20 protein-coding genes are annotated in these 25,327 nt (G+C 48.2%); 8 read left to right on the forward strand and 12 right to left on the reverse strand.

From position 1 onward, the window contains the following. Positions 1-3: 3 nt before the first annotated feature. Complete coding sequence (locus HP398_RS22345; RefSeq protein WP_173623672.1) at positions 4-1,083, reverse strand: M42 family metallopeptidase; 1,080 nt, start codon at positions 1,081-1,083, stop codon at positions 4-6. A gap of 153 nt (positions 1,084-1,236) precedes the next feature. Between HP398_RS22345 and HP398_RS22350 the strand changes: the two genes are divergently transcribed. After that, positions 1,237-2,076 (forward strand): GNAT family N-acetyltransferase, encoded by an 840-nt coding sequence (locus HP398_RS22350; RefSeq protein ID WP_173623673.1) that lies wholly within the window; start codon positions 1,237-1,239, stop codon positions 2,074-2,076. A 78-nt stretch (positions 2,077-2,154) separates the two neighbouring features. Next, entirely contained in the window at positions 2,155-3,456 is a 1,302-nt protein-coding gene (locus HP398_RS22355; protein ID WP_173623674.1) for a BaiN/RdsA family NAD(P)/FAD-dependent oxidoreductase, read from the forward strand. A gap of 237 nt (positions 3,457-3,693) precedes the next feature. Here HP398_RS22355 and HP398_RS22360 read toward each other — a convergent pair whose 3' ends face one another. From HP398_RS22360 to HP398_RS22390, 7 genes are all read right to left on the reverse strand, one after another. Continuing rightward, positions 3,694-3,903: a hypothetical protein gene (locus HP398_RS22360; RefSeq protein ID WP_017250436.1), complete on the reverse strand. Its 210-nt coding sequence runs from the start codon at positions 3,901-3,903 to the stop codon at positions 3,694-3,696. Next, positions 3,900-6,347, reverse strand: a complete 2,448-nt coding sequence (locus HP398_RS22365) for a septation ring formation regulator EzrA (RefSeq protein ID WP_173623675.1) — start codon at positions 6,345-6,347, stop codon at positions 3,900-3,902. The genes HP398_RS22360 and HP398_RS22365 overlap by 4 nt, the downstream gene beginning before the upstream one ends. A 47-nt stretch (positions 6,348-6,394) precedes the next feature. Further along, positions 6,395-6,997: a forespore capture DNA-binding protein RefZ gene (gene refZ, locus HP398_RS22370; RefSeq protein WP_017250438.1), complete on the reverse strand. Its 603-nt coding sequence runs from the start codon at positions 6,995-6,997 to the stop codon at positions 6,395-6,397. Positions 6,998-7,269: 272 nt separating this feature from the next. Next, complete coding sequence (locus HP398_RS22375; protein WP_026043240.1) at positions 7,270-8,163, reverse strand: hypothetical protein; 894 nt, start codon at positions 8,161-8,163, stop codon at positions 7,270-7,272. 127 nt (positions 8,164-8,290) lie between these two features. Beyond that, positions 8,291-9,289: an MBL fold metallo-hydrolase gene (locus HP398_RS22380; RefSeq protein WP_017250439.1), complete on the reverse strand. Its 999-nt coding sequence runs from the start codon at positions 9,287-9,289 to the stop codon at positions 8,291-8,293. 66 nt (positions 9,290-9,355) lie between these two features. Beyond that, positions 9,356-11,596, reverse strand: coding sequence for a sensor domain-containing diguanylate cyclase (locus HP398_RS22385; RefSeq protein WP_173623676.1), 2,241 nt, complete (start codon positions 11,594-11,596; stop codon positions 9,356-9,358). 38 nt (positions 11,597-11,634) lie between these two features. Then, positions 11,635-12,216 carry a histidine phosphatase family protein gene (locus tag HP398_RS22390; protein ID WP_069847583.1) on the reverse strand — a complete coding sequence of 194 codons (582 nt, stop codon included), beginning with the start codon at positions 12,214-12,216 and terminating at the stop codon, positions 11,635-11,637. Positions 12,217-12,446: 230 nt separating this feature from the next. Here HP398_RS22390 and HP398_RS22395 point away from each other — a divergent pair, with 230 nt between their 5' ends. From HP398_RS22395 to HP398_RS22420, 6 genes are all read left to right on the forward strand, one after another. After that, the gene (locus tag HP398_RS22395) at positions 12,447-14,735 is read left to right on the forward strand and encodes a YcdB/YcdC domain-containing protein (protein ID WP_173623677.1); all 2,289 of its coding nucleotides are present in this window, start codon (positions 12,447-12,449) and stop codon (positions 14,733-14,735) included. 290 nt (positions 14,736-15,025) lie between these two features. Next, complete coding sequence (gene rpsD / locus HP398_RS22400; protein ID WP_016742106.1) at positions 15,026-15,625, forward strand: 30S ribosomal protein S4; 600 nt, start codon at positions 15,026-15,028, stop codon at positions 15,623-15,625. Between the two features lie 180 nt (positions 15,626-15,805). Beyond that, the gene (locus HP398_RS22405; RefSeq protein ID WP_017250443.1) at positions 15,806-18,946 is read left to right on the forward strand and encodes a penicillin-binding protein 1A; all 3,141 of its coding nucleotides are present in this window, start codon (positions 15,806-15,808) and stop codon (positions 18,944-18,946) included. 71 nt (positions 18,947-19,017) lie between these two features. Then, positions 19,018-19,650, forward strand: a complete 633-nt coding sequence (locus tag HP398_RS22410; protein ID WP_017250444.1) for a hypothetical protein — start codon at positions 19,018-19,020, stop codon at positions 19,648-19,650. Between the two features lie 34 nt (positions 19,651-19,684). After that, a complete protein-coding gene (locus HP398_RS22415) occupies positions 19,685-20,329 on the forward strand; it encodes a CBS and ACT domain-containing protein (protein ID WP_106834937.1) in 645 nt (214 codons plus the stop codon). After that, positions 20,326-21,474 carry an acetoin utilization protein AcuC gene (locus HP398_RS22420; RefSeq protein ID WP_173623678.1) on the forward strand — a complete coding sequence of 383 codons (1,149 nt, stop codon included), beginning with the start codon at positions 20,326-20,328 and terminating at the stop codon, positions 21,472-21,474. The genes HP398_RS22415 and HP398_RS22420 overlap by 4 nt, the downstream gene beginning before the upstream one ends. Positions 21,475-21,542: 68 nt before the next feature. Here the strand turns inward: HP398_RS22420 and HP398_RS22425 are convergent, their stop codons facing one another. From HP398_RS22425 to HP398_RS22440, 4 genes are all read right to left on the reverse strand, one after another. Further along, positions 21,543-22,475 (reverse strand): 5'-methylthioadenosine/adenosylhomocysteine nucleosidase, encoded by a 933-nt coding sequence (locus tag HP398_RS22425; RefSeq protein ID WP_069847595.1) that lies wholly within the window; start codon positions 22,473-22,475, stop codon positions 21,543-21,545. A gap of 44 nt (positions 22,476-22,519) precedes the next feature. Then, complete coding sequence (gene ccpA / locus HP398_RS22430; protein ID WP_017250448.1) at positions 22,520-23,530, reverse strand: catabolite control protein A; 1,011 nt, start codon at positions 23,528-23,530, stop codon at positions 22,520-22,522. 115 nt (positions 23,531-23,645) lie between these two features. Then, positions 23,646-23,954: a metal-sensitive transcriptional regulator gene (locus HP398_RS22435; RefSeq protein ID WP_007720961.1), complete on the reverse strand. Its 309-nt coding sequence runs from the start codon at positions 23,952-23,954 to the stop codon at positions 23,646-23,648. Between the two features lie 127 nt (positions 23,955-24,081). Next, on the reverse strand, positions 24,082-25,179 hold the full coding sequence (locus HP398_RS22440) for a bifunctional 3-deoxy-7-phosphoheptulonate synthase/chorismate mutase (protein WP_017250449.1): 1,098 nt from the start codon (positions 25,177-25,179) through the stop codon (positions 24,082-24,084). Positions 25,180-25,327 lie beyond the last annotated feature (148 nt).

Here is a 25,327-nt window from a genome sequence, read left to right on the forward strand (position 1 = left end):
CATTTATCTAGGCAAAATGGATTCCCACGTGGCACGGTCCAGCTTGCGAATGACACTGAACAAGAGACGCTTGGCTGCCTCGTAATCCTCGCGATCAATGATCGAAGCATGGCTGTGAATGTAACGGGAAGGAATGCCAATAACGGCAGACGGTACTCCCTTGCCATGGTACTGCACGACCCCTGCATCCGTCCCGCCTTTTGCCACATAAATCTGGTACGGAATTTTCTCTTCTTCGCACGTGGAGATAAGAAGCTCACGCAATCCTACCGGCATGACGTACATCGGATCGTAGATGCGCATCAAAAGTCCACCGCCGAGCTTGCCTCCATCGTCTTTTACACCTGGTATGTCTGTAGCTGGACTCGCATCCACAGCCAAGAACAAATCCGGATCGATGGACGAGGCCGCAGTTTTCGCGCCGCGCTGCCCGGACAATTCTTCCTGTACAGTAGCCCCGACGTAGACGACATTCGGATGATCTGGTTTTTCGTGCAGCTCTTTTGCGAGCTCCACTGCCAAACTGCAACCATAGCGATTATCCCATGCTTTAGCCATTATGCGGCGTGGATTGGCCATGACCTGCAATGGGCAAACCGGAACGATTTGCTGGCCAGCCCGTATTCCTACCTGTTCTGCTTCCTCACGTGAATCTACGCCGATATCAATGTACATGTTGCGTACATCCATCGGGCGATTACGCTGATCGTCGCTCAAGACATGCGGCGGGATCGAGCTGATTACGCCTTCGACTGGTCCCTTGTCCGTAATAATTTGTACACGTTGCGCGAGCAGGACCTGCCCCCACCAGCCTCCCAACGTCTGAAAAGAAATAAATCCCTTATCAGAAATTCGGGTGACCATGAAGCCCACTTCGTCCATGTGACCCGCTACCATAATTTTCGGACCGTTCTCGTCACCACGCATAACGCCAAAAATACTGCCCAAATTGTCGTACATGAGTTCACTCGTATAGCTGCTTATGTATTCCCGCATAATCTCGCGTACCGGACCTTCGAAGCCAGGCGCTCCTGGTGCCTGCGTCAAACGGTTCCACAGCTCCATTTGAAATTTATTTTCCATCGCCAAAAATCCTCCTCGACCCTAGTTTCATGCCTATTATCCTTCTCTATTATCCGCGAGAGAGAATTCAGACGCAACTACTCCCAAGCAGGAATGCAAGCGCTTGTCCCGAATGAAGAAAAAAACACGAATCGTTTGAGGAGGAAAAAGTAGATGACAATCACGTTGCGAAAGTTGGCCGAATTCAGTGAGATTGAGCAATTAGAAGCAATGGAGGGGAAAATATGGGACCCTTCTACTGCTATTCCCCACCATATGACACTTACCATGCAAAAGTTTGGCGGTCTGTTTTTAGGGGCATTCGATGACGAGGAAATGATCGGCTTCTTGTACAGCTTCCCGGGCTTCACCAACGGAGAATCCCATCTTTGCTCGCACATGCTCGGCTTTTTGCCAGAGTATCGCAAGCAGGGGCTAGGTGTACAAATGAAATGGCTGCAAAAAGAAGAAGCAGCAGCAGCGGGCTATTCCAAAATCACATGGACGTACGATCCGCTTGAGACAGTAAACGGTGTTCTGAACATCGCCAAGCTGGGAGGTATCGTTCGAACTTATTTGCCAAACTGCTACGGCCAGCTCGATGACGACTTCAATCGTGGACTGCCGACAGACCGTTTCCTCGTGGAATGGTTTATCGGAAGCAATCGTGTGGAATCGCGTCAGTCTGGAAAGAGCTCTGCTCCCTCTTTTCAACAGGCGCCAGACCTATTGCGTTTTGAAATCAAGGATGGTATTCCACATCCTATCGAAATCGATTTGTCACGCGATGAGCCTGCAGTACTGCTCCCTGTCCCTGCCTTCTTCCAAGATGTAAAACGAGCGGATATAAGCGTCGCTTCCTTGTGGAGAGAAATGACGCGCGAATTGTTCACGTCGTATTTTGCCAAAGGATATGTTGTCACGAATATCCTCCGTGGTCCATCCACCGTTCGTTACGCCTTAGAAAAGCAGCCATTTCCTGATATTTTAGGTGCCTCGTCCTCTCTATCTTAGCTAGAATTGCGCGTCGGGTGATCAGGTTGTGGTAAAATGGTGGTTGCCCAACCCTATACAACAAAGGACGAGAATGAAATGAATCGATCACAATACAATTATGACGTTATCATCATAGGCGGCGGCCCCTCTGGGCTGATGTCTGCAATTGCTGCTTCTGGCCAAGGAGCGAGAGTTTGTCTCGTGGAAAAAGGCGCGAAGCTCGGACGCAAGCTCATCATATCGGGCGGCGGACGCTGTAATGTAACCAATGCCAAGGAACAAGATGAATTAATCAAACAAATGCCAGGAAATGGACGCTTCATGTACAGTGCTCTCACCCAATTCGGCAACCGAGAGATTATCCAGTTTTTTGAGGAGATGGGTGTCGCGTTAAAAGAAGAGGATCGGGGCCGTATGTTTCCTGTCACAGATAAAGCAGTGACAGTCGCTCAAGCATTGATTGATTTATTGAAGCGCCAAGGTGCCACCATTCATTTAAATGCCGCTGTAAAAGAAGTTCTCTATTCAGAAGGGAGAGTCGGTGGCATCATGCTCCAGTCCGGTGAGAAAATCACCGCGCCTTGTGTGATTATTGCTGTCGGAGGCTGTTCTGTACCACAGACAGGGTCTACAGGCGATGGCTATACATGGGCGAAAGCAGCCGGGCACACAATCACAGAGCTGTATCCTACTGAAGTACCGCTTACAGCGAATGACTCTTTTATTCGCGACAAATCAATTCAGGGTCTATCGCTGCGTGACATCACGATGACCTTGTATGCGCCCAATGGGAAAAAGATTAACACCCAAGAAGGCGATATGATCTTCACTCATTTCGGAATATCAGGCCCCGCCTCCCTGCGCATGGGACACTATGTCTCTGTGTCGCAACGAAAATACAGTGCGGTTCCTCTATCTCTGACGATCGATCTCATGCCTGACAGAACAGCCGAGGAAATCATGGCGGAAAGCTGGCAGTTGATTGAGGAGCAGCCAAAAAAGGCAGTAAAAAATGCAATCAAAGGCTTCCTCCCCGAACGGATTATCCCACTCTTGCTTGCGATGGCAGGAATTTCGGAAGAAACGACCTACAGCCATATGAAAAAACAAGAGTGGAGCAAGTTCACGAGCTTGATCAAAACTTTTCCACTCACCATTACGGGGACGCTCTCTCTTGAGGAAGCGTTCATTACAGGTGGTGGTGTAAGCGTAAAAGAGATCGATCCACGCTCGATGAGGTCCAAGCTCATGGATGGGTTGTATTTTGCTGGCGAGGTTATGGACGTCCACGCCCATACCGGTGGTTACAACATCACCATCGCCTTTTCGTCCGGCCATTCTGCGGGTACGCATAGTGCGCAGGAAGCATTTGAATTTTTTTACGAGAATGACGTTTAGATGAAGTGGGATTGGGGAAACTATGAATCAGGTTCTCTTTTCATGAAAAGAGAAATCAGCACATTACTCCCCCCTAGTTGTAATGTGCTGGTTTAACAGACCTTACTCCCTTTATCTTCCTAGATGGGCATCGCCTGCGTGAGCGATGCTTCTTTTTTTTGCCCAACAAAAAGCACCTGCTACAAAAGAAGGCTAGGCCATCTTTTCATAGCAGGTGCTTTATTCGTCGTTATTGATTTATCCGACAAGGCGGAACAAATACGCAAACCCAGCGAAAAAAAAGGCTAGGCCCAACAGAAAAAACGTGTTGGCACGCTGCTTAATGCGCCTTTCGTCTCCTTGAAAATGAGCGTTCATCCGCGATTGCCAGCGTTTTGTCCTCGGCTGTACCATAACGAGAATGCCAGCTGCCAGTAAGAAGAGAGGAAAGATCATCATCGGACTCATCCCTTTTTCTTACGACGTAGAAGCCAACGGTTGTCCTCTTCGGCTGGTGCGCCTTCGATTACCAGACGGGCCTCCTCGGCAAGCTGATAGGCTTCTGCAAAAGCTAGTTGTCGAAATGATATCTCTGCCTTCGTCAACAATTCATTGACCTGGCGATTTTGGCGGCGATAACGGTTCGTATACTGAATGGCACCTTCTGCCATCTGACAAGTTGTAATAATGCGTTCTGCCATCCGCTCTGTTTCGCCGACCAAATCACTTGCGTCCTGAACCAGCATAGCCACCTCTTCCAGATCATAGCGATATTGCTCCATGATCGTTTGCACGCGGCCCAACGTTTGCACGACTTCTTCAAACATGTATTTCAATTGATCCGGAATCCCCGGCAAGTAGCTGCGCTTGATTTGCTGACGGACGCGGACTAATGTGTTAGAAATTCGCTCCAGTTCATCCAGCGCATCGTCTTCCGTTTCGATGACCAAATACGTTTGCTCTTCTTCTTCCTGAATCAGCTCTTCCTGTTCAGGCTGACTCTTTGGCATGACCAGTTCATACTCTTCTTCTTCGTACGCAGGCTCCTCTGCTTTAACTGGTGGCACAGGCTTTTGTGCTTTTTTATTGAAAAGCTGAGGAATTGCTTGCAACAAAACGGAACGTTCAGCTTCACTCAGCTCTGAGGATTTTCCTCGCACCGGTCGCTCTTCTTCCACTTTCGACTGCTGGAGATGAGTCGGCTTTTCAGGATCTGTTTCGCTGGTAGAATGCTCGATCTTGCTAGCTGGAGTCGGCTCAGGTATACGAATCTCCTGCTCCACAGGCGCGGATGTCGCAGCTACTTGCTGTAGCGAATCATCCTGTTCCACCTCTTCTACTTCTGCTCTCTTTTCTACCTGTACAAATTCTGTTTCATCATTGCCTTGATTCACTTCTGCTTGCGGTTCCGCTTCTGTATATACCGTCGCTGCTGCTTCATCACGGGCAAGAACGCCATCCTCTATCGCTTGATACGTTGCATCAATGAGTACTTCGAACGCTTTGACATGGGTCAACACCATTTCCAGGCTGCCCTCTTCCAAAGAGCTTTTCGCGGACATGACCAATTGCTTCGCCTGCAAAAGAGCATTGTCCAAGGAATCCTGTTTTAAATCAAAGCCGTCACGAAAGGCCTGCTCAATTCCTTCTTCCAGATGCTTGAATTCTTCCGGCATTTCTTTTTTCACACGTTGCACAAGCTTTGGAATGAGCTCCATTGCTTGTCCTACCTGCTCCAGTACTTGCTGCGCTTTTTGTGTGGTTTCGTACGCAGCAATGTCGTCCCCTGCCGCACGCGCAGTTTTCACGAGTTTTCGCATTGTGTCTACTTCATCGAGCGATGCTTTCAGCTCATGGAAAGACAATCCGTATTCCAGACGCAAATCGGACAAGCGTCGTTCCATCTGCTCCACTTGCTTTCCGATCTCAGGAACAACAACCTTGTTTTCTTGCTTGGTAACGGCCACTTTGGAAGTGTCTGTTTTTAACTCATTCAGCTCTTCTTCAATTTTTGAAATGGCCTCTCTCGCCTCATTCAGCATGCCAAGTGCCAACGTAAAACGGAAGCGATCACAAGCCTCTTCCGCATCGAGAATCATCATTTCCACATCAGGGATGCGAATGCGCAACAGATTTTCTTTTTTGTCAGCCAAGTGGTGGTAACGTACTTCTGTCATGCCGCTGGAACGGCGAAGCGGTTTTTCCACCTCGATGACATTGAGCTTCTCAACGAGCTCTTCCTTCCAATCCTCTACATCGTCTACTTGAGCAAAAATAGCACGGCGTCTGATCATCGCATAAATCAAGCCGATCGATAGGCCAGCAAATACCGCCCCCACCAGATAGATCCACCATGGAATGCCTCCGAGAGCGCTACTGCTTTCACTCTCTCCCGCTTTACTTGCGTCGGTCTCACCCGGTTTTGCTGTTGCTTGCTTGCTTTCCATGCGGCTAAGCTCTTGGTTTACTTCCGCAATTAAGGTCTGAATCCCGGTCAAATACTGCTTTTGTGTACGGAATGGTTCATAGAAAGACGCGATCTTGTCATGCAGCAATGCCATTGTGGCACCTTTTGCCTGTAAGCTAGGACCTGCATAAATCCCCAGCTGTTCGGTGTTTATGTCGAGTACGATCATGAGTGCATCGTCAGCTAAATTGTAATTGTCAAACAGCTTTTGCGCGTAGATATCCGGAGATTCAGCTTCTGGTGCAGTGCTTTCCACTACCACGACTTTGTAGCTGCCCGGTATGCCGTTCAATGAATTGGCAAAGGTGGTCCTGTCTTCTTTTTTCAAATAGTTGTCAGCGTCCTGAATAACTTCTTCTTTTTTATCTGGAAACGGCGTCGCATAAGCCGGATTCGTATATAACAACATGCCTGCCAAACAGAGCATGAATAGTTTTCGTTTCACTTGTCATACATCCCCTTACTAGAATCATTCATTGGGAGAGGTCACGCCTAAACGGGCAGCAAAGAACCTCGCAGATAACACATAATCGAGGTTTGCAGCCATTGGACGAACTCCTCGGAAGATGGTTCCAGATCATAGACCTGGCGAACCATTTGTGGTTGCAAAAAAGGATATATCATCTGGCTCGTCATAGCCAGCACTGTACAATCAATAGAGACGGGCAAAAACTCACCCGAGATGACACCGCACTCGATCACACGAGAAAGACCGTGCTTCCAGCGGCTCATATATAGCGTCATCACTTCACGTGCAAGCATGGATTCTACGCTCAGCTCACGATGAATCAAACGCGTGATAGGCGCATGCTCACATTGAAACTGCAAATACAGCTGCACAACTTGTTCCAATCGTTGATAGGCAGGGATGTTTTCCTGCTCGTTTTCCAGTTCTTCCAAAAGGCGAAACAACGTCTCAAAGTAAGAAGCAATCAACGTCTCCAGGACTCCTTGCTTCCCTTCAAAGTGATAGGAAATCAGCGCGGAATTTACTTGAGCAACAGAGGCAATTTGTCTTACGGAGGTCCCTTTGTAGCCATGAACATCAAAAAGCTTTGCTGCTGCGGATAAAATACGCATTTTCGTCTGATCCATCAGGCATCTTTCCCATTGTACAGATTATTCGACGAAAAAAGATAGTCTTGTTGTATGTTCGACAATGTTTTCCAGAGTTCCTTCTAGAAATGCTGATTCCATCGAAAAAAACCGCTATCGCATAGATTTTCTTCCACATAAGAAGTACGTAAAAAGCATCAAACACGTTACCTCTATTTTTAAATTTTCCCTGACAGAAAAAAGACGCTCCTGTCTGTTTTGCAAGAGGAACGTCTCACTTGATTACTCTTACTCCCTATTTGCTTTTTTTCCTATGGAGCTGTGATGGGGGCTACTGCTCCGTATTGCTGCAAATACGTTTCTACTTGCGTATGCTCTTTTACACGCTGATCGTTCAAATCGTACGCTGATCGAATGGACATCGTCATGTTCGTGGGGAGCATCGTTTTTTTGTTGTAGTGAATCGTATACTCTGCCTCCACTTCCATCTGGTTCACGAGCTCGTTTACGTCCACCTTTTTCTTGGACTGAATCGTGGGTCCAGAATGTTGTGCAGGTGTCCCTCTCCAATTGCCTTCCGAGAGTGACATCGCTATCTTTAGCTTCGGTATGTAGGGTTTCTCTCGCCCTGCTATCGATTGGACTTTTGCTCCCGACTTTGTTTGTTCTTGCATTTGGGAAACAAGCCAACTCTTTAGTTTGGAAGAATCCAATACAACTCCGAACGCCTCAAAATCGTCTTTTGGATTCTCATCAGGCAGCATTCGAACGTTTCTTTTCATGTTGTCGATTTGCTGAAAGGAAGCCATAGGGTTCCAGTTGTTCATTTCTTGATGCAGGGCCGGACTATCCCCTGCGACATGTTTCCAGCTTTCGTTTTGACCATGCTTGGTATACAGCTTGTTCCCATGACTAAGTAAGGATAAGTTGTCCACTCTGTTTTCTTCTGGGACAGAGAGCTTCACGTTCATGTAAACAGCCTCTCCGTCCTTTCTGCCCGAAAAGTTAACCATGTTCGCATTGGCACTATTCGCCGTCAACAGCTTGGTTTGCCCATAGAACGCATACGATTTCTGCGCATCGAACTTGTCACGTACCTGCTCAAACGTTGTATTCGCATCCTGCTTCACACTCATTTGATTACAGCCACCTACAACAACTGTACACACAAGAGCCATCACGCAAATGGGCCAATACTTCTGCATAGATGCTACCCTCCCTCGGCTACCCTGGGTTAACCTCATGTGGGGTCCCAGAGTAATAGTCCCTTTTAGCGTTTCCGGGGAGGAATAGGCTTATTCTACTTGCAAGCCTCTCTTGTACGATCAGGTTTTACAGGTGGAAATACAAGATGCGATCCTGCTCTCTCACTTCAATCTGGTGGAGAATCATCAACAAATCTATGTGCCCTAATGTCTCGGATAGCGTCAATGGCAATTCTTTTTGGTACAAGCCTGGAAATAAGAGAGCATTCAGTTCAAAAGCTGTCTTTTCTCCATCTGCAAGAAGCCTGCGGAGCGTGTCTGTTCTCTCCCAGTTCTTTTGCAGTCGAGCGAGTATGAGCTCTCGATGGTTGTAAACCGGTTGACCGTGTCCACTGAGAACCTGTTTGATCTCCATGTCCGCACACATTTGCAACGCTGTGCGGTATTGAATCAAGGTCAGTGGTCTTGTACTCGAACGATTCCGGGGTGGTTCAATGAAGGCATTGGATGATATTCGCTTGATGATATGGTCTCCACCAATCATGACTTGATCCTTTGCCCGATACAACGACAGATGGCTTTGGCTGTGTCCTGGGGTATACAGTACCTGCCAGTCCTCCAAGTACGGTACCTTTTGCTCATGCTTCAGATGAAAATCAATCTGGCTTGGCGCAGAAAACGTCTTCATCAGCTTGTGAAATTTCGAGATAATGACCATCATTTTTTCTGGTACGCCACTCTGGATGTACAGCTCTTCGAAAAACTGATCATGAAAAGTCATAAACTGCTCATCCTGCTGTACATAAGGTGTTGCCTGCGGATGAGCAAACGTCTTCGCTCCCGATCGTTCCCGTACTTTTTCTAACTGCCCGCAATGATCCACATGATGATGCGTCAGTATGACTTGCTCGATATCTTCCACGCTGACCCCAATCGATTCTAAGCCTTCTGTTAAGGCCGCCCACGCATCGTCGGTCAATGGACCCACATCAACCAAGGTCAAGCGCTCCCCTTTTAACAAGTAGACGTTTACTGCCCCCACATCAAAAGGCGTAGGTATTTCCAGACAAAAAATATCAGGTGCTACTAGGGTCGCGATCGTTTGCTTGCCATCGTTCGTTGTCATTTTTTATCTACCCCTCAAGTTTTTTGCCTTTTTTTCCGAAAAGAGAAAAGAGCCATTGTTTTGGCTCTAGGCGAGAACAACTTGATTTCTACCTGAATTTTTGGCTTCATACAAAGCAATGTCTGCTTGATGGAACAGCGCTTCTACACTCAGGTTTACATCCATCTCCCTGCTCCATTTCGCTAGTCCACACGATATCGTGACCTGTGGAGACGTCTCCTGCTCGACGCATTCCCGTATGCGCTCTGCCACGGAATGCGCGGTGTTTTTGTCCACACGCGGCAAATATACAGCGAGTTCCTCTCCACCCCATCTTGCCGCGATATCACTGTCTCGGATGCTATGTCGAATCAGATTGGAGACCTGAATCAGTACTTCGTCCCCTACCTGATGGCCAAATGTATCATTCACGGTTTTAAAATAATCAATATCGATCAAGATCAACGAGCCATAGTTATCTTTTTGTAATGATCCTCTTACTCGTTCATTCAAATGTCTTCTCGTGTACAGACCTGTCAAATTATCCGTAATGACCATTCGTTCCATTTCATTATGCAGGACGGCGTTGGTCATTGCCAAGCTCGCGTGTTGTCCAAATATTTCGAGGAGTTTGTAGTCGTCAAAACTAAAAAAATGATAACGGGAATCTGCGACTAAAAGGACTCCACTAATCTCACCCTCAACAACGAGCGGTACCCCCATGAAGGAACAGCACGAAAAGAGCGAAAAAGGAAGCGGTCCTGCCCCTGGTTGAGCCAGCAGCAATGCCTGCTTGTTTTGCAAGATTTGCTGAAATGGCTTTTCTGTAGAATCGATAGCCATGCCATTGAACGCTGGAATGGAGGAAGAGAGCACATCGAAGCAATCCTCTCCTGGCGTTTTTCGCAAAATAGCACAAAACTCTGCATCAAAAGTAGCCCGCATCATCGTCGTAACAAAATCGAGAATTTCCTTTAAATCAAGACTTCTGTTCAACTGGCGCGCCATCTCATTAATCAAACGCAATTCTCGAATCAAATTGCGCGATTGCTGATAGAGCTGTGCGTTTTCAAACGCAGTGCCAGCCGTATCCGCCAAGATTGAGATGTAATCCTTTTCATGCTGATTCAAGGTGATTCGCTGATCGGACGTCACCTGCAATACTCCGTAGATTCCCTGCTTGCCTAAGAGTGGCGCTGCGATCACCGTCACCTGTTGCTCCCCTTCTCCCACTTCTTCGGCAATGAGACGTCCTTCCAAATAGGCCTTGGTACTGGTAGACGGCTCTACTTCTTGAAAAGAAAGCTGTTTGACCGGGGTGGTTGCATTGGGTTCAACCGTCAGGAAAAGCTCTGCCGACAAGTACGGATAAAGGCTGGGAATGCTCGTCACGATTTCATGCAAAACATCATTCACATCAATCGATGCCTGAATCTTTGACATCAACTGATACAACAAATCTTTTTTGCTCGCTTCACGGCGTAGGTCGTCCGACATGATCGAACGCCAAAGCGCACAGCTTGCCTTCGCGCCTACTTCCTGCAAAAAAGCAACATCCCGTTCATCGTACACGCAATCTGACTCTTCGGGTGGCAGATGCAAAAACAGTGCGTAGAGCGGCGTTTGGTTCAAGGAGACAGGAACGACGACAAGCCTGTGGTCATCTAAAATGGAAGGCATGATCTGCGTCGTACCGAATCTCGAAACCAGTTGGGCAATGTGGGTTTGTCCAACTTCGACCTCTTGCGTTGTTACGCTCTCCTGCGGAATCAATGTGGCATTGTCCGCGAGCTTCACGGCCGAACAATAGCCTTTTTGGATAATGTCACTGATCTGACCCGTCAAGCTTTGCAGCAGCTCTTTAGTCGTATCATGCAACGTCAAATCCATGACAATCTGGCTTGTGACGTGTTGAATATAAGCATCATATCCCATGCGAATCAACGGCTCTAGCCCGCGCATGTAGGATGACAAATCGAAATGGATATGGTCTCCGGGTGCTATCATGCCAATGACAGCTCGAACCCTTCCATCTTTTTCACACAAAGGAAAGGCTCCACACACGTTGTTCGTTTCACTTCTCGTTTTGACTACGATCTCTTTGGAGGAAAGTGCCTCTAAAATAAAATCAAAGACTTTGCCAATCGATACATCGTGTTGCAGGGTAAGCCCTTGAGAATTCCGAGATGGACCAACCTGCATTTCCATGAAGTTGATTACGCGGCCCCCGGAATCTGTCAAGAAAAGGATGCCTGGGCGCTTTTCCGGCCAAGATTGTAAGATAAAATGGGCCGTGTAGGAAAAGACCGTCTCTAACTTCCCCAACATTTTACTTGACACGAGAAACTCCCTCTCTCAGCATTTTCTCAAGCTTTCAAATGGTCTGTATCATTAACGGATAGAACTTCCCACCTACGATCTACATACCGAAATATCGTAATACTGGTATTATCGATACGTGTGATACCCGTTCCTTGTTCTCCTACCGTCACATAATGCAAGAAGCTATTAATGAGACCGCCGTGCGAGACAACGACAATCGCCTCACCTGGGTGGCTCCCTGCTATTTCTGTCATGGCAGCTACAGCTCGTCGCTGCATGTCTTCGAATGTCTCAATTCCACAGGAGGCTTCATCCTGATTCTCAAATCGCTCACGTATTTCTTCATAGGTGAGCCCCTCCCACTCCCCATAGCAGCGCTCCCGCAAGGTTGTCCGCGTAGAAACAGAGGATTGGAAGTTACCAGCAATCTTGGCAGCCGTATCGTGTGCCCGACTGAGATCACTCGAATAAAAAGCGTGAATCTTCTCGCCTTGGAACCTGTCTGCTACTCGCTCGGCCTGACGTACCCCGAGCTCGTTCAATGCGATGTCACTGTGGCCTTGTATACGACGAATCTGATTCCACTCCGTCTCTCCATGACGAATGAGATACATGATGGTTTCCAAAACAATTTATCTCCTTACCGTTCTGTATTCTATTCGATAGTATTTCTTATTATATAAGATGCATGTTCACAATTCTAGATTGATAAAAAAACATTTGGTACAAAATTCCTATATTTCATTCCTTTCTGCAAATAGCGGATACTTTTTTTCATGAATTTGAACTGAAACGAACTTTCACTTCCTCTCGTCAGAGGTGATAAGAAGAATATGACATCGTTGGAGGGGTTCCTATGAAACCGTGGATCATTCGGTCTAGCTCTTTTGTTCTATCTGCCAGTCTGTTGCTGCCTGTGGCTCAAGCGCATGCACAATCACCTTATGTGAGTACCAATAAAATGGCGACTACTGTGGCACAAGCTGACTCTGTGGCACAAGCTAAAGCAAAGCTGTCCAAGGAAGCTGCCTTGGCTCTCGCTACAAAAATAGTGCCTACCGCCGGGATGACGGTGCAGAATGTGTCATTTCGTTCAGCGGATAGCTGGCGCCCATTTCCAGAATGGTCGTTTAGTTGGGTGAAGAAAGATCCAGAAAACGGCAACGTCCTTCTATCCTATAGCGTCAGTATCCACGCCAATACAGGCGAGCTGACTTCCTATTCGCATCAAGAGCAGGAAGCATCCCAGCTTCCCTATGCAAAACGAATTTCCTATACAGAGGCGCAAGAACAGGCGAAGCGCTTTTTCGAGAAAAACAATGCAGGAAAAGCAGCGGAAACAAGACTGTATACGCGCGATATGCCAGAGCCAAAAACTCCGCTGAACTCGGAAGTCTACTATAATTTCCGCTTTGTTCGTGACGTGGACGGCATTCTCTTTCCTGACAACGGCGCAGATATCACGGTAGATGCTTCCGGCAAAGTGACCAACTATTCTCTGTCTTGGAACGACGTGACTTTCGAGAACACGGATACGAAAATCTCAGAAGAAGAAGCTGAGAAACTATTTAAAGAACAAGCGAATCCAAAACCAGTTTACCTGCTGCCATGGGAGCGGATGGAAACTAAAAATAACAAGCCGTCTCTCGGGTATATGAATCCCTTCACATTCTACATTGATGCGGAGACTGGCAAAGCATTGACACAATCGTTGACCTCGTATCAACTAGCGAAAGATCCTGAGCCTGTAAGCAGCAAAGTCCTTCCTGCACGCCGCAGCGGACAACCGCTCTCCCAAGAGGAAGCTGTACAATGGGCATCGAAAGCGTTGAATTTGTCCAACTACGAGCTTCGCTCTGCCAATTACAATGAAAGAGACTACCGTGGCAATCGTCCCATCTGGGATCTCGAATTCGGCAAAAAGGGCAATAGCGAAGACGGATTTGCGTATGTCTCCGTGGATGCTGTAACCGGGGACATCTACCGATTGAACAAGGACTTCCGTGGCCATAAAGAAAAAACAACCGCTTCTAAAAAACCAGACATGGAAAAATTCAAGGCAAAAGCGATGGAAACAATTCGTGATTTGGCGCCAACCATGGCCCACCAGCTTTACTGGACAGAGCCTATTGAAGAGGAAAACCAAAACCAACCTGTTGATTCCGAGCGGACGCAGATCCGATTTGAGCGTTTTATCAATGGAATAGCTGCAGCTAGCGGCTCTGCCCACTTCACGTTTGACATCGAAACAGGCGATCTGCTGAATTACAGTGCTGAATTGGGCAACGAAACATACCCGACACAAGTTCCCAAGCATCTGCCTGCTGCCGAAGCGAGTGAAAAGTGGTGGACTGAGACAAAAGCAGAGGCCGTTTACGCCCTCGTCCCCCTTACTCCTGAGGATGCCAAACGCGCAAAAGAGCAGCCTTCCTACACACCGAAGCGAACGGCCAAGATTGTCTATCGCGCAACAATGACGCCGTTTGAGCAGCCGTACTACCTTGACGCTGTAACAGGCGAGTGGAGCTCTACCTCTACTGGCAAAACGATTGCGCTGCATCGCCCGGCTCCTGCCGATTTGAAAGGTCATCCAGCAGAGAAGGAACTCTCGTTGATGTATGAATATGACGCACTATCGCTTGAAAACGGCAATATTATGCCGCAAAAACCGATCACACGTGGCGAAATGATTGAAATGCTCATGATCAGTCTCAACCAGGGCAGACACTATCCACAGTACTCTCTGGAACGCAAGGCCACCTATAGCGATGTGGCAAATGGTTCGCGCTACTTCTCAGCCGTAGAAGGTGCTGTTGATCGCGGACTTCTCGATAAAAATACTTCCAAGCTGAATCCAAATGAGACGATTACACGTGAAGAGCTCGCGGATATGATTGTTCGTGCACTCGGTTACAAAAAACTGACGGACTTCCCTGGCATGTTCCAATCTGAGCTCTCAGACATTGCCAATTCGAAGTACCGCGGTTCGATCATCATCGCGACTACACTCGGTATCGTGCCGACTGACAAACAGAAGTTCCAGCCGCAAAGCCTCGTCCCTCGTGCCGATGCAGCCATTACCTTTACCCGTTTCCTTGAAAAACGGGATACTCCAGACGGTCCTGTTACTTTGTTGCGAAAATAAACCCAAAAAGCGCCATCCATCCCACTTCTTGCGGCGGATGGCGCGCTTCTTTTCCCTTGACTTTACTATATCGCGCCTAGTATTATTGAATGTATGTGTACAGGGTAGCATTGATTGTAGGTAAAAACGGAAGGATGTACCCTCTTAGTTCCCTCCCTTACAGACTGCGGCTGATCATCTGTGAGGAGCACGATGCGGAAACGCTACCGTCCGAAGTTCGTGTAGATAAAGTAGGAACTAACCTGCCGGAAGTAAACACCTGCGAATCCATATTAAAGGAGAATGAATACATGTCACGTTACACAGGACCTCGTCACAAACTTGCTCGTCGTCTGGGTATCTCCCTCGATGGTACAGGAAAAGACATCAAACGCAACTTCCCTCCAGGTCAACACGGTCACAACAACCGTCGTAAACTGAGCGAGTACGGAATCCAGTTGCAAGAAAAGCAAAAACTGCGCCACATGTTTGGCCTTAACGAAAAACAATTCCGCCGCACTTTCGACAATGCAAGCAAAATGGCTGGCGTAGTGGGCGAAAACTTCATGAAATTGCTGGAATCCCGTCTGGACAACCTGGTATACCGCATGGGCTTTGCTCCAACTCGCCCAGCTGCTCGTCAGTTGGTAAACCATGGTCACTTCCTGGTAAACGGCAAAAAAGTAAACATCCCATCCTACCGCGTACAACCGGGTGATGTAATCTCCATTCGTGAAAAGTCCCGTGGTCTGCAACTGATCAAGGACGCTCTGGAAAGCCGTACTTTCCTGCCGAACTACGTTACATTCAACGATGCTGCTGCTGAAGGTACCTTCACTCGTCTGCCAGACCGTGAAGAAATGCCAGCTGAAATCAACGAAGTTCTGATCGTTGAGTTCTACAGCCGTTAATCGTCTGAGGATAAAAAGAAAAAGAGTAGTGCCGCTTGTCGGCCTGCTCTTTTTTTATTGCCTTCATACACCCGACAACTTTCAACGGTTTTTGACACATTTTGCTATCTCCTTCGCATCTTCTATCCTCTAGGTTCCTCGTATGGTATAATCAGGGGGTATGCTAGGGGGTCGTAGACTATGTCGAATAACCACACATCTTCCTCTGAACCGACGAAGAAAAAGCGACGCAGAAGCCGTGGTAGAACGTTTTGGATCATCTTCCAAATCGTCTTCGTACTCGGACTAATGGGAGCTGCAGTCGCGGGAGGAATCGTGACAGGTTATGTTGCCGCACTCGTGAAGGACGAGCCTGTGCGCAGCAAGGAGGAACTGGAGAATAAAATCTTCACCAACTATCTGACTGGATTCGCCTACTACAGCGACGGCTCTCTGATCGGCCAATTGCGGGCCGAAGAAGGCGATCGACGTTTGGTGAAGAAAGCAGACGTTTCTCCCTATTTAATTAATGCCATCATTGCAACTGAAGACAAAACCTACTACCACCACTCTGGAGTTTCGCTTCAATCTACCATGCGTGGAGCGATTCAGGAAATTACCAACCAGCCTGTCGTAACAGGTGGTAGTACGATTACACAGCAGCTTGTAAAAAATACAATCCTTTCTGCTGAAGTTAGCCACACCCGTAAGGCCCGTGAAATCTTTACCGCGATTCGGATCGAGCGCATGTTTTCCAAAGATCAGATTCTGGAAGCCTACATGAACGAAATTTACTTCGGGAAAAACGCCAACGGATCAAACGTATACGGCGTTCAGGCTGCCGCAAAAGGGATTTTTGGCAAAGATGTAAAAGAGCTCGGGCTCGCTGAGGGCTCCTATCTTGCGGGCATGATTCAAAACCCAGGTGCCTACTCTCCATTCCGTGCAGAAAGCTATCAGCGCGGGAAGGAACGCCAAAAAATGGTGTTGGATCGCATGCTGGAAAATGGCTACATCACACAAACCCAATACGATGGAGCTCTCGCCAGTGATTTGAAGGCACAGCTAGCAAAACCGACGCAGCAAGCTTATCGAGAAGTACCTTTCTTGATGATGGAAATTGAAGATCGTGCCGCACGTCAACTTGTGGATGCAGACCTCTTGGAAAAAGGTCGAGACAAATCAACCATCGGCCGCAACGAATACCGACAGCTGGTTGAAGAGAAACGTCGCGACATATTGCGAAAAGGGTACAAGATACATACCACAATCGACAAGAGCGTATATGACATCATGCAGGCTGTTGCAGCCGATCCGAAAAACTTCGGTAAGAATCGTACCTATACGATTCGTCGCTCGAACGGCAAAACAGAAAAAATCGAAAATGCTCTGGAAGAAGTCGGCGCAATGCTGATTCACAACAAAACAGGAGCTATCCTCGGCATGATCGGGGGACGTGACTTCAAGGTGGAACAGACGAACCACGCCACCGTACCACGCCAGCCTGGTTCGGCCATGAAGCCACTTGCAGCTTATGCTCCTGCTTTTGAACTGGGATTGCTCCAGCCAGCATCCCCAATCGATGACGCTCCGGTGCTACTCGCTGACGGCCAGAACGGTTCCCATTTACCTAAGAACTGGAACAACAAATGGCAAGGGATGATGAGTGCCCGCGAAGCACTGCGGATGTCCTGGAACATTCCGGCGATCAAGACGTATTTGAAAGTTGGCATTCCAACGGCTCTTGAATACGTGAAGAAAATGGGAATCACAACATTGGTGGATGCTGACAACTATGCAGCCACCGGCGTAATTGGCGGTCTTACCTACGGAACAACTGTCGAGGAAATTACAAACGCCTATGGGACATTCGCAAATCACGGTTCTTTCGTGGATGCCTATCTGATTGACCGAGTTGAAGATAACACTGGAAAAGTCATTTATCGTCATGAAACCAGCCCTGTGCAAGTGTACAGCGAGCAAACAGCATACTTGATCACTGATATGATGCGTTCCGTTGTCAATAACGGTACAGGTACACACATCCGCAAATACGTGCCGCGCAAAGTCGATGTGGCAGGTAAAACCGGAACAACGAACAACAGCAACGACCTCTATTTCGTCGGTTACACGCCAGAGCTGTCCATGGGGGTATGGGTTGGCTTTGACGAGCCATATCCAATGCCAGACGCGGACAAATATGTTCCGATGGTCGTATGGGGTAAGGTCATGAAGGATGTCATTGCGAAGCATCCGAACCTTTCACCTCCTGACTCCACCTTTAAAAAGCCGGCTGGAATTGTCAGCGCGACTGTTGACTCGAAATCAGGCCTTTTGCCAAGTGAGCTTTCAAAAGAAGCTGGCCATTTGATCACAGATATATTCAACAGCAAATTCGTTCCAACAAAGGTGGACGACACCCACCAAAAAGCACGACTCATTTCGTATAATGGCGAACGGTATTTGGCGAAGGAAGGAACACCTGAAGATTTTGTTACCGAAGGCGTCTTCTACCGCTCACCTGATCCGCTCCCTACTAAGGAGCAAATTCAAGCGAAAAACAATAGGGTCGCCACCCAACCACCAGATTGGGAGCAACGCCTGCCTGATAAGGAAGACCCTCGTACAGAGCAAGGTGGAACACCATCTTCGCCAAGCGGTGTAACAGCTACGGGCTCAGGCAAGCAAATTACGCTTACCTGGCAATCAGCCAAAGAAGCTGACTTGGTCGGTTATCGCATCTACCGCGCTGATGTGCAGAACAGCTTTGTCAAAGTAGCGACTGTGAAAGATCCATCCGAATTGACTTTTGCCGATACGACTGCAACCCATAGAGATTTAGGCTATTATGTCACTTCTGTGGATATCGCTGGCAATGAATCGCAGCCTTCCGCAATCGCTTCTGTCGGATCTACACAGACATGGCAGTTGCCTGATCCAAATCAAGGTACGGAAACAGGTCTCCCGAATCCGACGGACAATAACGGGAATGGTCAAACAGATTCAGGTGGAACTGCGACGAACCCACCAGATGGATCAGGAGGCACGAATACAAACACAGATTCCGCTTCACCACCTGCTGCTCCAAAATCCTTGTCCATCAAGAATACGCCAAACGGTTGGCAGCTACAGTGGAAAGGCAGCAGCTCGTCTGAGCAGATGTACAACGTATATTTTAGCCCAGACTCAGCAAGCGGCTATTTGCTACTCGGTACAGTCTCTAGCACAAGCTTTACTCACGCAGCAGAAGTACCGAATGGCAGTAACTATTACATTACCGCAGTCAACAGTTACGGAGAATCGCCACATTCTAACATCGTAACTGCCAACACCACAGAATAAACTGGAATAACAACTGACAGAGATGGTTAGACGCCATCTCTGTTTTTCTACAAACGTAAGGGGGGGAACTGATGGAGCACGTCAAACGCTATCATTCATTGAGCCTAATGGTGAACAACAAGGAGCTGCTCGTCGAAGGACCGATTACAGGAAGTCATCTGGCCTCATTACGCTTTGATGAGGGACTGAAAGCTTTTCGTATCCCTGAACAGCAGCATGAAGCTCTCATCGAAATCGCAGATTTGCCTGAAGGACGCATTATTATTGCACGCGAAGGAGACCTCGTCCTCGGCTACGTTACCTTTCTGCACCCCGATCCACTGGAGCGATGGTCACAAGCGCAACTGCCCGATTTGCTGGAGCTCGGCGCGATTGAAATCAGTCATAAAGTGAGAGCAGGTGGCGTAGGCAAAAAGCTGCTGGAAGTCAGCTTCATGGACGACGCCATGGAAGACTACGTCATTATTACAACGGAGTATTACTGGCATTGGGATCTGAAAGGAACAGGACTCGATGTATGGCAATACAGAAAGGTTATGGAAAAGGTCATGGGCAGCGCAGGCCTTAGCTGGATGGCGACAGACGATCCGGAAATATGCTCACATCCCGCCAACTGTCTCATGGCCAAAATCGGCAAGCGTGTACCGCCAGAAACAGTCGTTGCCTTTGATGCTATGCGGTTTCAAAATCGTTTTCTTTACTAGTTTGGATGCCTTTTGATTCCAGGAGGTCACTCTTATGCGTATTGAAGAGATTATGCGAAAAAAAATTGTCACGATCCAGCCATCCACTACCATCGGAGAAGCGCTTCTTCTCCTCCGTGCAAACAGAATCAGGCATTTGCCTGTCATTGAAAACGACTCACTCGTAGGCATTGTCTCGGACCGTGATCTGCGAGACGCTCTCCCCTCTCGCCTGCTGACGCATGACGATGACGACACCGTCCTGCACAAGCCTGTAGCCGATATCATGAATCAACAAGTTATCACTGCCCACCCACTGGATTTCATCGAAGACGCAGCCCTCCAACTATATGAGCACAAAATCGGCTCGCTACCCATCGTCGAAGGGAATCGGCTCGTAGGATTGATCACAGAATCGGATCTCTTCTCTAGCTTGATCGAACTTTTCGGCGTTAACAAACCTAGCTCCCATATCGAAGTCGAAGTAGATGACCGCGTCGGCATGCTGGCAGAAGTCAGTCAAGTCTTTCGCGATGCACAAGTAAATGTTACGAGCGTTGTGGTCTTTCCTGGGAAACAGCCTGCAAAAAAGAACCTTGTTTTTCGGGTACAGACAATTGATCCACGTATCGTGACGCAATTACTCCTTGAAAAGGGCTTTTCCGTAATCGGACCTACGGAAGGAGGGATACCCCAGTGAGCCGAAATGCTCGTCTGATCTACTCTCCAGACTACACGCAATATTATTTTCATGATGATCATCCGTTTAACCAGCGTCGTCTGCTCCTCACACACGATCTGATGAGCAGTTACGGAATACTCAAAGACTCAGACATCCTTACTCCCCGACCGGCGACAGATGAAGAGCTCGCCCTGGTGCATGACCCACGTTATATCCAATTTGTTCGCGATCAGGGCCATAGTGAACACGAGCTTCCGCAGGCAGCCAGCTATGGCTTGGGAACAGAGGATGTTCCCTGTTTTTCGAACATGCATGAAGCGTCCTCACTGATCGTAGGAGGTACGTTAAACGCAGTGGACGCGGTTATGAGTGGACAGGCAGAACACGCCTTCAATCCCGCTGGCGGACTGCATCATGCCTTTCGTGGACGCGCCTCTGGATTTTGTATCTACAACGATTGCTCCGTCGCGATCGCTTATTTGCGAAAAAACTGGAATGCGCGTGTGCTGTATATCGACACAGATGCCCATCATGGTGATGGGGTACAGTGGGCGTTTTACGATGACCCTTCTGTACTAACTGTATCCATTCACGAAACGGGAAAGTATCTCTTCCCGGGAACGGGGAATTTGTCTGAACGTGGAGATGGAACCGGTTACGGTTATTCTGTCAACGTTCCGCTCGATGCCTTCACGGAAGACGATTCTTTTCTGGAAGTATATGAAGAGCTAGTGTCAAAGCTAGCAGCTGGCTTCAAGCCTGATGTCATCCTGACCCAAAATGGTTGTGACGCTCATGCGTTTGATCCCCTCACCCATTTGTCTTGCTCAATGAAAATTTATCAAGCCATTCCTCGTCTTGCCCACCGTCTTGCTCATGAATATTGCGACGGTCGTTGGATCGCTGTAGGCGGCGGGGGATACGATATTTGGCGGGTGGTGCCGCGGGCGTGGACGCTGGTATGGAGTGAGATGAGCGATCAGCCTCTGACAGACAGTGATCTTCCCGAAGCTTGGCTCAAGCGCTGGCAACCTGAGACGGATTTGCCCTTGCCACCTCGGCTTTTTGACGAATCATTCCCAACAATCCCACGGCGAGCAGAGATCACGGAAAAAAATCGTCTTACGTTAGAACGTGCGATGCTGAACGCACCTATTGGATGAAAAGTAAAAAAAGCGTGCTGCCCTCGTACCTTTGGGTACTGGTCAGCACGCTTTTTCTATTCCAAACCCTATTTCACTAGCTCTTCCAGCTCAGAAGGTGCAAAGCCTTTTACCGCTTTATCGCCTACGACTGTTACAGGCACACCCATGAAACCAAAGCGCTCCACTTCCTCTTGATAGGCACGACTCGTCATAACATCGCGCACTTCAAAGGAAACATCTTTTGCTGTCAGCCAATTTTTAACCATATCGCAATCCACACAGTTTTTCGTCGAGTAGACGATCACTCCCGCAGCTGTCGATGCTTGAGAAGCTGTCAGCATGTTACGGACAATCGCATACGAGCGCTGGGAAGCCAGCTTGGTAAATTCCACGAAGTTTACATGCGCGGAGCCGTCTGCTTTATCCGACATCGAACGAACAACGACAAACGGCACGCCATTCATCGCACATACTTGTCCGACAGATGCCCCTTCCATTTCGGTACAATGTGCTGCGAATTGCTCATACAGCCATTGCACCTTTTCCCGACTGGCAACGAACTGGTCGCCGGACAAAATACGCCCGCTCACTACTTGAACTCCCGCTTCCAGTTCCTTGCCCGCATCGATCGCTTGCTGCATCAGCCCAGCATCCGCTTGCCAAGTCCATTGCTCTGTAAACGGTATCTGTCCTGGCTCAAAGCCAAGCGGTGTCACATCAATGTCATGTTGGATGCAATCCGTCGAAACGACAATGTCACCAATATTTAATTCAGGGTGAACAGCTCCTGCCACACCTGTGAAAATGACACGTTCTACTTGGAATGAATCGATGAGGATCTGTGTCGTCACGGCAGCATTCACCTTGCCGACACCTGATTTGCACAGCACGACATCCTTGCCTTCCATTTTACCTGTGTAATAGGTAATGCCTGCTTTGGTCGCAGTAGTCGTCTCTTGCATCGCTTCCAAGTAAAGCGCGATTTCTTCATCCATCGCGCCGATAATTCCGTAACGCATTTCCCATCCTCCTCTTGCTGTCAATTGCCTACATCCCTTTGCAATCAAGCTTGCTCGGGCTTAGTACTCTCCCGATACTCAATTCGATGCGGCAGCAGCACGACATGCTCTTCGACATTCTCGTTATTCATGTACTTGGTCAACAGGCGCATCGCCACCGCACCAATATCATACATTGGCTGTACGACAGAAGTCAGTCGTGGACGTACCATTTCAACCAGACGAATATTATCGTGACCAATGACTTCGATGTCACCTGGCACGTTCAGGCCAGAATCTTGAATGGCGTGGATCGCGCCAATGGCCATCTCATCATTCGCTGCGAAAATCGCCGTTGGCGGATTTTTAAGGGCAAGAAAAGCTTTTGTAGTGGACAAGCCAGATTCATAAAAGTAGTTGCCTGTCGCAATCAGCTCTTCATCCAGCTCGATACCCGCATCTTTCAACGCCTTTTTATAGCCTTCATAGCGCATTAACCCTGCCAATGGATCGTTTGCAGGACCCGCGATCATCGCAATGCGCTTGTGCCCGCGTGCAACCAATGCTTCTGTCGCATCGTATGCGGCTTGGAAATGGTCAATGCTAACCGACGGCAGTACGTTGTCTGCATCGCGAGTCGCGGCGAGTACAGTCGGTACAGATGTGCTTGTTAATGCCTGCAAATGATCTTCTTTGATTTCTGCGCCCAGGAACAGAAGCCCGTCCACCTGCTTTTCGAGCAAGGTATTAATGAGCTGCAATTCCTTTTCCATCCGTTGGTCAGAGTTACACAGGATGATGTTGTATTTGTACATGGTAGCGATATCTTCAATCCCTCGCGCCAATTCGGAGAAAAACAAACTGGAGATATCCGGGATGATGACACCAACTGTTGTCGTTTTTTTGCTAGCGAGTCCACGAGCAACCGCATTTGGTCGATATCCCAATCGCTCAATCGCAGCCAATACCTTTTTTCGGGTCAAAGGCTTTACGTTGGGATTCCCGTTGACTACGCGGGAAACTGTCGCCATCGACACCCCCGCTTCTCTTGCTACGTCGTATATAGTAACCGGCATCATGCACCCTCATTTCCCTATTTTTTGGTTTTCATAAGCGTTTTCATAAATATATGCACCTATGATACGACAAGCCGTATGCCGTTGCAATCGTTTTTGACGGCTTGCGCACCCGTTACTTCATAAGTTTGTTCATCGTTTTCAAAAGCTCATCAATTACTTCATGATCGCCTTGCTGAATGCGATCCATCACACAGCTTTTCATATGTCCTTCGAGGAGCATTTTCCCAACCGCATTTAGTGCAGATTGCACCGCCGCAATTTGATTGAGAATGTCGTCGCAGTAGACATCCTTCTCTACCATCCCGCGAATTCCGCGAACTTGTCCCTCTACCCGATTCAAACGGGAGATGAGATTAGACTTAATTTTATCCGGCCTTTCGGTGGACCGATCAGTCGAGCAGCATTGATGGTTGTCTTCCATATGGCCTATCCTCCTTCACCAATATCAGCACGTAATTCTAGCTTACTTGGTCGCCAATGGTTCGTCAAATGAGAAAGGTCCTCCCCGCGCGCAGGAAGGACCCTCAAAACGTACCCGAAAGGTATTCTTATGCTTTTGCTGCCACAATCTCGCCTTTGTACAGGCCAGAAGCGAGCAGTTCATCAACGAACTCGTTGAATTGTGGAATGTTCAGCTGTTGCTTTGCATCAGACAGTGCCACATCTGGATCTGGGTGAACCTCTACCATGATTCCATCAGAACCGACTGCGAAGCCTGCTTTTGCGCAAGGCAAGAGCAGATCACGACGACCTGTAGAGTGCGTCACGTCTACAAACACTGGCAAGTGCGTCTCCTGCTTGAGGAGTGGTACAGCAGAAATATCGAGCGTATTGCGTGTCGCTTTTTCATACGTGCGGATTCCACGCTCGCACAGCATGACTTGTGTGTTACCTTCGGACAGGATGTACTCTGCCGCGTAGATGAACTCTTCAATCGTAGCAGAGAGGCCACGCTTCAAGAGGATCGGCTTGTTCACACGACCTGCTGCCTTCAGCAACTCGAAGTTTTGCATATTGCGAGCACCGATTTGGATGACATCGATGTATTTCGTCGCCATCTCGAGATCTGCTGGCGTCACGATTTCACTGATCGTTACGAGGTTGAATTCATCCCCGATACGCTTGAGGATTTGCAAGCCCTCCTCACCCAGACCTTGGAAGTCGTATGGCGAAGTACGAGGCTTGTACGCACCACCGCGCAGTGTGCGCAGTCCGCGTTTTGCGTGGTTTTCTGCTACTGCTCTTACTTGCTCGTAGCTTTCCACGGAGCATGGACCTGAGATAAGAATCGGATTTTTCCCTCCGAACTCAACGCCTTTTACAGTGATAACAGTATCCTCTGCCTTTTTCTTACGGCTAACGAGGAGTACTTTTTTCTTATCGTCGTCTTGCAGATCTAAGGAAACTTGGAAAATTTGCTTGAACAAATGACGAATCGCATTGTCATTGAAAGGACCTTTATTGTTTTCAACGAGCAGATTGAGCATTTGGCGCTCACGCTCTGGGTCAAAACGGTTGCTGCCCTGTTTTTCTTTTTCTTTGCCGAGCTCTTGAACCAAGGTAGCTCGTTTGTTGATCAATTCAAGAATTTGCAGGTTGATCTCGTCTATCTGCTTGCGCATGGTTTCGATTTGATCGTGTGCCATCTCTCTCCACTCTCCTCTTTTTATATAGGGATTTATCGATAAATTAGGGTAATTATAATCGATTCAAACACCCTTGTCAGCAGTTTAGCGCCAAAAAGCGCGAAAGTAAATTTTTTCTGTTTTTTTATCTTTTCAAATTATTCGTCAA

Origin of the sequence: Brevibacillus sp. HB1.4B, from assembly GCF_013284285.1 — a bacterium.
Classification (GTDB): Bacteria; Bacillota; Bacilli; order Brevibacillales; family Brevibacillaceae; genus Brevibacillus; species Brevibacillus porteri.

What these genes read in the sequence shown, in the direction of transcription:
- HP398_RS22375 (WP_026043240.1), bottom strand. Translation starts at nt 8,163, where the DNA reads ATGCAGAAGTATTGGCCCATTTGCGTGATGGCTCTTGTGTGTACAGTT.
- HP398_RS22350 (WP_173623673.1), top strand. Translation starts at nt 1,237, where the DNA reads ATGACAATCACGTTGCGAAAGTTGGCCGAATTCAGTGAGATTGAGCAA.
- rpsD (WP_016742106.1), top strand. Translation starts at nt 15,026, where the DNA reads ATGTCACGTTACACAGGACCTCGTCACAAACTTGCTCGTCGTCTGGGT.
- HP398_RS22435 (WP_007720961.1), bottom strand. Translation starts at nt 23,954, where the DNA reads ATGGAAGACAACCATCAATGCTGCTCGACTGATCGGTCCACCGAAAGG.
- HP398_RS22440 (WP_017250449.1), bottom strand. Translation starts at nt 25,179, where the DNA reads ATGGCACACGATCAAATCGAAACCATGCGCAAGCAGATAGACGAGATC.
- HP398_RS22415 (WP_106834937.1), top strand. Translation starts at nt 19,685, where the DNA reads ATGCGTATTGAAGAGATTATGCGAAAAAAAATTGTCACGATCCAGCCA.
- ccpA (WP_017250448.1), bottom strand. Translation starts at nt 23,530, where the DNA reads ATGCCGGTTACTATATACGACGTAGCAAGAGAAGCGGGGGTGTCGATG.
- HP398_RS22425 (WP_069847595.1), bottom strand. Translation starts at nt 22,475, where the DNA reads ATGCGTTACGGAATTATCGGCGCGATGGATGAAGAAATCGCGCTTTAC.
- HP398_RS22410 (WP_017250444.1), top strand. Translation starts at nt 19,018, where the DNA reads ATGGAGCACGTCAAACGCTATCATTCATTGAGCCTAATGGTGAACAAC.
- HP398_RS22360 (WP_017250436.1), bottom strand. Translation starts at nt 3,903, where the DNA reads ATGAGTCCGATGATGATCTTTCCTCTCTTCTTACTGGCAGCTGGCATT.
- HP398_RS22380 (WP_017250439.1), bottom strand. Translation starts at nt 9,289, where the DNA reads ATGACAACGAACGATGGCAAGCAAACGATCGCGACCCTAGTAGCACCT.
- HP398_RS22385 (WP_173623676.1), bottom strand. Translation starts at nt 11,596, where the DNA reads ATGTTGGGGAAGTTAGAGACGGTCTTTTCCTACACGGCCCATTTTATC.
- HP398_RS22345 (WP_173623672.1), bottom strand. Translation starts at nt 1,083, where the DNA reads ATGGAAAATAAATTTCAAATGGAGCTGTGGAACCGTTTGACGCAGGCA.
- HP398_RS22405 (WP_017250443.1), top strand. Translation starts at nt 15,806, where the DNA reads ATGTCGAATAACCACACATCTTCCTCTGAACCGACGAAGAAAAAGCGA.
- refZ (WP_017250438.1), bottom strand. Translation starts at nt 6,997, where the DNA reads ATGGATCAGACGAAAATGCGTATTTTATCCGCAGCAGCAAAGCTTTTT.
- HP398_RS22395 (WP_173623677.1), top strand. Translation starts at nt 12,447, where the DNA reads ATGAAACCGTGGATCATTCGGTCTAGCTCTTTTGTTCTATCTGCCAGT.
- HP398_RS22355 (WP_173623674.1), top strand. Translation starts at nt 2,155, where the DNA reads ATGAATCGATCACAATACAATTATGACGTTATCATCATAGGCGGCGGC.